Origin of the sequence: Methanospirillum sp., assembly GCF_035406105.1 — an archaeon.
GTDB lineage: Archaea > Halobacteriota > Methanomicrobia > Methanomicrobiales > Methanospirillaceae > Methanospirillum.
The window spans coordinates 1-5,659 of the sequence record NZ_DAONKG010000162.1 but is presented as its reverse complement, the minus strand read 5'-3'; the positions used below and the strand labels follow the sequence as shown (position 1 = coordinate 5,659).

Sequence of the window (5,659 nt, the reverse complement as noted above, 5' to 3'; positions counted from 1 at the left end):
AGAGCATCTTTTGTAAAATCAAATGAAAATTCTGCTGTTTTTACCTGATAGAGAATATCTTCACGTGCCTGCCCGGCATTCTCAATAAATTGGACCGGGTGGACAGAGATATCAGGCGAGTGTTCACCCTGGTTATCTGCCATCACCATACAGCAACAGAGAATACAGAAGAGCGCAGTAAGCACTCCTTTAGATATGTTCCGGTTCATCTCATCCTAACCCCCAGGTTTTCTATTGACCCCATGGTAAAACTCCTGCATATTCTGTTAATTCTGGTTTTATCCAAAGATTCAGCCTGAGATAAAATCATCAGAATCTGCAGTGTCAGCTCTCCCGTTCGACACCTGTTTTATGCCATGTACAATATGACAAGGATATTTTTTATTGACGTATAATATTTTCTAAAAAATATTAGATTAAAAGTCAGATTAGGAGAAATTACAGGTCATGCAACTCAGGTAAAAAATAAAAACCATGTAAAAATTTGAATTTTTTTGTGAAATAAAAGGCTCTGGATAAAAATTATGTGCTCTGAAGGTCCTATGCAGACGATGACCCGCCGTCCTCTCCGGAAGATGTGGCTTCCCGTTTCATAGAGGGGAAGAGGATGACTTCTTTAATTGAGGTATTACCGGTTATGAGCATAACAAGACGGTCAATACCGATTCCAACCCCTCCCGTCGGTGGCATACCATACCCAAGTGCATTTACAAAATCATAATCATGCATCTGGGCCTCTTCATCACCAAGCCGCCGCTTTTCTTCCTGGGCTTCAAACCGCTCCATCTGATCGAGGGGATCATTCAGCTCAGAGAACCCGTTGGCGAGCTCCATCCCGGCAATAAACAGTTCAAAACGTTCAACAAACCCCTCTTTTTCCCGGTGCGACTTTGCAAGAGGGGAGTTTTCAACAGGAAAATCAGTGATGAATGTCGGCTGGATCAGCTTATCCTCAACAAGAGCCTCAAAGAAGAGGACCAGCATCTCCCGCTGGGTGCGGGCATCATCAACGCCATCAACCCCTTTTTCACTTCCAATCTTTTTCAGACTCTCAACATCATGAGCAAAGATATCAACCCCTCCAAGGGTCCTGACGGCCTCTTCCATGCTCATGACCTGCCAGGGGGCCGCATATGATATTGTATTCTCCTCAAAAACGACCTCGGTTGAACCGGTCACTTCCTGCACAATACTGCTGATGAGCGACTCAGTCAGCTTCATCATATCAGTATAATCAGCATATGCCTGGTATATCTCAACCATAGAAAACTCTGGATTATGGCTTGTATCAATGTCTTCATTCCTGAAGTTTTTTGCAACCTCAAACACCTTCTCAAAGCCTCCCACCACCAGTCTTTTCAGGTATAATTCTGGCGCAATCCGAAGGTAGAGTTTCTGACCGAGGAAATTATGAAATGTGGTAAAAGGACGGGCATTTGCCCCACCATACAGAGGCTGAAGAGTTGGTGTCTCAAACTCAAGAAATCCCTGACTGGTAAGGTAATTTCGAAGCAGTGATATGATTCTGCTGCGGGTTTTAAATGTCTCCCGGCTTTCTTCATTCACGATAAGATCAAGATACCGCTGCCGGTACCGTTTCTCAAGATTTGTCAGACCATGGAATTTTTCAGGCAGTGAGCAGAGGGTCTTGGTAAGGAGGGTAAAATCATCAACAAAAATTGATATTTCACCTACTTTTGTCTTAAAAACTCTTCCTCTCACTCCGATGATATCTCCCCGCTCAATACAGGATTTAAAAATCTGAAATTTCCCTTCTGGAAGGGCATCTTTGCGAATATACAACTGGATCCTGCCGGTCTCATCCCGAAGATCTGCAAAGTAAGTCTTGCCATGATCCCGGACCCCGTATAACCTGCCGGCCGTTACCACCTGTTCAGAAGAGGGGTCATGCCCTGCGTCCTGGTATGCTGATCTGATCGCTGCAATGGTATGAGTGCGCCGAAACTCATGAGGATACATTGGGACTCCTGCCTCAATGAGTTGGTGACGTTTTGCCAGTCTTTGTTCATCAAATTGTATAGATGGATTATCCTGCATGAAAGACTCCGGTATTTCAGGTTGCATAAGGTGTCCTCCACACCTCAGTTCACCTGTATGCTCTAAGCTCTCTACATATTGCCCTGCACGGTATATATCAGCACGGAAAGAAGAAGAGGAGATAATTTTTTCATCCTCTTTTGGAAAAGAAGACCAGTGATGCCACCAATACGATCAGGATCACCGGTACAGCAGGCCAGGGGGTTCCCGTAGCATGTTCTGGTTCAGGAATGAGAACGGTATTTACCTGAAGAACCTGACCGGGTATTAATTCAACCATTGACGAGTATTCCTGGTACCCGGGAAGAACCAGCCGGTAGGTATGCGTACCAGAACAGACGGTATCAATAGTTGCCGGAGTAACACCGACAAAGGAGCCATCAACATAAATTTCTGCTCCGGCAGGTTCAGTGTTCAGGATGAGTTTTCCACAATCCTGGGGCATTGGACTTGGATTGAGTATCGCTGATACCGGAGTTGCCTCTCCTGGTTTCACCGTGACCGTTGTGGAATAATCCTCGTAATTTCGGATACTTAGATATATCGAATGCGGCCCGGGACTGATACTGGTCAGCTCGAGTGGTCGTCCGGTCTCCGTGGTTCCCTTAAACTGACCATCAAGAAATACCGATGCACCCGGAGGATCTGAAGTAATCACAAGAGCCCCTTCTGATGATCTTTCCACCGGCCTGAGTGAGGTTTGTATGCTCGTCACCTGCCGGTTACTGACTACTACCCATTCCTCATAATTTTCATATCCTGCCTTGGTTATGAGGATCCGGTGTTTTCCGGGAGGGATATTTCCGATCACCGTATTGGTTACACCTGAAAAAACCCCGTCAACATAGACCGAGGCGCTCCCCGGTGTTGTGCTGACCTGAAGGGATCCGGCACCGGACCGGACCGTCATATTTGCATGGAGACGAGTGACCTGGCCGGGAAGGACTTCAACATTTGCCACATAGGGCTCGAATCCTGAGAGGAAGAGGGAGACAAGATGTGTTCCGGTATTTATATGCCGGTATGTCCAAGGAGTCATCTGACCCATACCATTATTTACCGTGACCAATGCTCCTGACGGTGATGATGTCACTTCAAGCGTACCAAACGGAGAGACCGGAATTAATGAAGCTTTGATTGGAACAACCTGACCGGAAGCAGGAGTGCCTGCAATGGTCTGTTCCCATATCTCAAACCCCTGCATCATCACCCGTATCCGGGTTCCCTCAGACTGGTTTTGTGCTGGGATAAGGACTGGTGTCTCTCCCATAAACTGTGAGCCGACAAAGACATCACCCCCTTCCGGGACAGATGTAACTTCAAAATATCCTGTTTTGTCCTCTGCCAGTACTGGTGAGGTCAAAATACAGCATATACAGACGCAAATAACGGGAAGGAACAAATGACCCCTTTGAAATACGTAATTTCGCATAATGAACAGATCAGTATTTATTTCGCCATTAAAGAAGGTGATGGAGGCAGTCACGATGATGATAAGGATGCTTATATGTACATGGATATATAGTAGAAACAAGCAGGCAGCCGCCCCAAAAAAACGGCTGATGTCAGGGTATCGGATCTGGTGGGATCTGACGAATGGGATGCATGAAATTCCTGATTTATTGTCTGATACTGGGGTGTATCTGTTTGAGCTCATGCGCTAACACAATAGACCCGGTCCCTCTGCCATCATCTCCACATGACTCAACAATTGTATCATGCGTTGGTGCCTTACAAACCGAAGGGGATATTCTGGTCAGAAGCAATGGAATCCGTGAGGTATTCGGCGCATCCGGAAAAGGGATTAAAGTAGGTGTTATCGGAAATGGTGCCGAATCCCTGGAAGTATCACAACGGCTGGGGGAACTGGGACCGGTGACGGTCTTTGAACGGGGAAACGGTGATGAGGGAACGGCGATGCTTGAAATTATTCATGACATCGCACCAGATGCGGAACTCTTCTTTCATGCATATGGAGGAAGTTCAGACGAGTTTAAGCATGCAGTCTCTACCCTGGCAGATGCAGGATGCCGGATAATCTGTGATGACTTGTACTTTTTCAGACAGCCATTTCTGGAAGACGGTGATGTGGCAGATCATATCCGGGAGGTCTTAAAAAACCACCCCGATTGTATATATGTAACCGTTTCAGGCAATTTCGCATCGCTTCATTACCAGAAACCATGGAAACCAGGCATACGTATCGGTCCTGATCAGACGGTCCATGACTTTGGTGACGGATACGCCGCAGTCCCGATGATCCTGATGCCAGGCGATGAGGTCATTGTAACCCTGCAATGGGACGATCCGTGGGGAGGGGCAGTTCATGATTATGATCTCTTCCTCACTGATCCAAGGCTTGGAGAAGTCATTGCAACCAGCATGAACATCCAGGAAGAGACTGGTGAGCCGTTTGAACACCTGGTATTCAGAAATGACCTGAATGAATCCAGACGGGTTTCATTATCAATCGTCCGGAATGGGGAGAACAGAACGCCGAGTATTCTTGAGATGTTTATCAGGAACATCGATGCCAGGCAGGTTGAGACTGATATTGTAAAAGATCCAGCTGATTCAATATTCGGACATGCAGCCCTTGAGGAGGTAATAACCGTGGGATCGGTCGGAATTAATATGCCATATTCAATCTCACCGGACTCATCACGAGGGCCGGTAACAATCCGGATTCCTGAGCCTGCCAGACGGTGGAAACCGGATATCTGTGCACCCACAAATGTCCAGGTGAGCGGTGCCGGCAGTTTCCCGGTGCCATTTCCCGGGACAAGTGCCGCAGCCCCCCATGTTGCAGGAGTTCTGGCACAACTGCTCAGCTCGTTTCCAGATGTGTCACGTGATGAACTGATCTCCGCATTGTATGCCAATGCATTTGACCTGGGGGAACCGGGATGGGATCCCACCTATGGGTATGGCCTGATCGATGCCATAAAAACATTTCAGGCTCTTTTAGAGAGAAGGACAAATATTTAAATTTTTCAATATCTAGGGGTAACTTTCCGGATAATATGGCTTTTATTTTTGAAAAGACAATGGCATTATGCTATTGTGTATACACCGATCGAATCTGCATATCGAGATGTTCTTTTGGGAGAGCTCCAGCCACCCGATGAACAATCGAACCATTCTTAATAAAAAACAAACAGGGTATCGCAGAAATTCCATACTGATACGCTATCTGCTGGTTTTCATCAGTGTTGCACTTGGCAAATCGTATCCAGCCGGCATACTCTGCTGCAAGTTGTTCGATGACCGGAGCAAGCATCCGGCAGGGTCCACACCAGGGTGCCCAGAAATCAATTATAAGATTTTGATTTTCACGGACCACTGTCGCAAAATTATCCTGCGTGATAATAAGAATACCACTCTGTCCTGATGCCGGTGTCATTATGCGCTGTTTCATCTCTTCCATTCTTTTTGCCCGTAACCGCTCTAATTCCTCATCCATAGATGATGATTGGTGTATGAGCGGTTTAAGAATTCGCATCAGGTCAACGATACATATATATGGTTATTCGTGAGACATTTATATCCACTTTTAGCGAGGTGGGGTAGTCAGGATATCCCGACGGGCTCATAACCCGTA

The 5,659-nt window shown here is 46.5% G+C and carries 5 protein-coding genes; 1 reads left to right on the top strand and 4 read right to left on the bottom strand.

Annotation, left to right across the window (positions count from 1 at the left end; all coding sequences use genetic code 11):
- The 3 genes from PLA23_RS09805 to PLA23_RS09795 all read right to left on the bottom strand — a co-directional run.
- The coding region (locus PLA23_RS09805; protein ID WP_324475045.1) for a hypothetical protein at positions 1-209 on the bottom strand (209 nt) is incomplete at its 3' end.
- Positions 210-540: 331 nt separating this feature from the next.
- Positions 541-2,058 carry a lysine--tRNA ligase gene (gene lysS, locus PLA23_RS09800; protein WP_324475042.1) on the bottom strand — a complete coding sequence of 506 codons (1,518 nt, stop codon included), beginning with the start codon at positions 2,056-2,058 and terminating at the stop codon, positions 541-543.
- Positions 2,059-2,188: 130 nt separating this feature from the next.
- A complete protein-coding gene (locus PLA23_RS09795) occupies positions 2,189-3,421 on the bottom strand; it encodes a PEGA domain-containing protein (RefSeq protein WP_324475040.1) in 1,233 nt (410 codons plus the stop codon).
- Positions 3,422-3,705: 284 nt separating this feature from the next.
- Here PLA23_RS09795 and PLA23_RS09790 point away from each other — a divergent pair, with 284 nt between their 5' ends.
- The gene (locus PLA23_RS09790) at positions 3,706-5,046 is read left to right on the top strand and encodes a S8 family peptidase (protein WP_324330015.1); all 1,341 of its coding nucleotides are present in this window, start codon (positions 3,706-3,708) and stop codon (positions 5,044-5,046) included.
- 70 nt (positions 5,047-5,116) lie between these two features.
- Here PLA23_RS09790 and trxA read toward each other — a convergent pair whose 3' ends face one another.
- Positions 5,117-5,521, bottom strand: coding sequence for a thioredoxin (gene trxA, locus PLA23_RS09785; RefSeq protein WP_324330017.1), 405 nt, complete (start codon positions 5,519-5,521; stop codon positions 5,117-5,119).
- Positions 5,522-5,659 lie beyond the last annotated feature (138 nt).

Bases quoted from the DNA above. Each gene is read 5' to 3' on its own strand.
- lysS (WP_324475042.1), bottom strand. From the start codon at position 2,058: ATGCAGGATAATCCATCTATACAATTTGATGAACAAAGACTGGCAAAA.
- trxA (WP_324330017.1), bottom strand. From the start codon at position 5,521: ATGGATGAGGAATTAGAGCGGTTACGGGCAAAAAGAATGGAAGAGATG.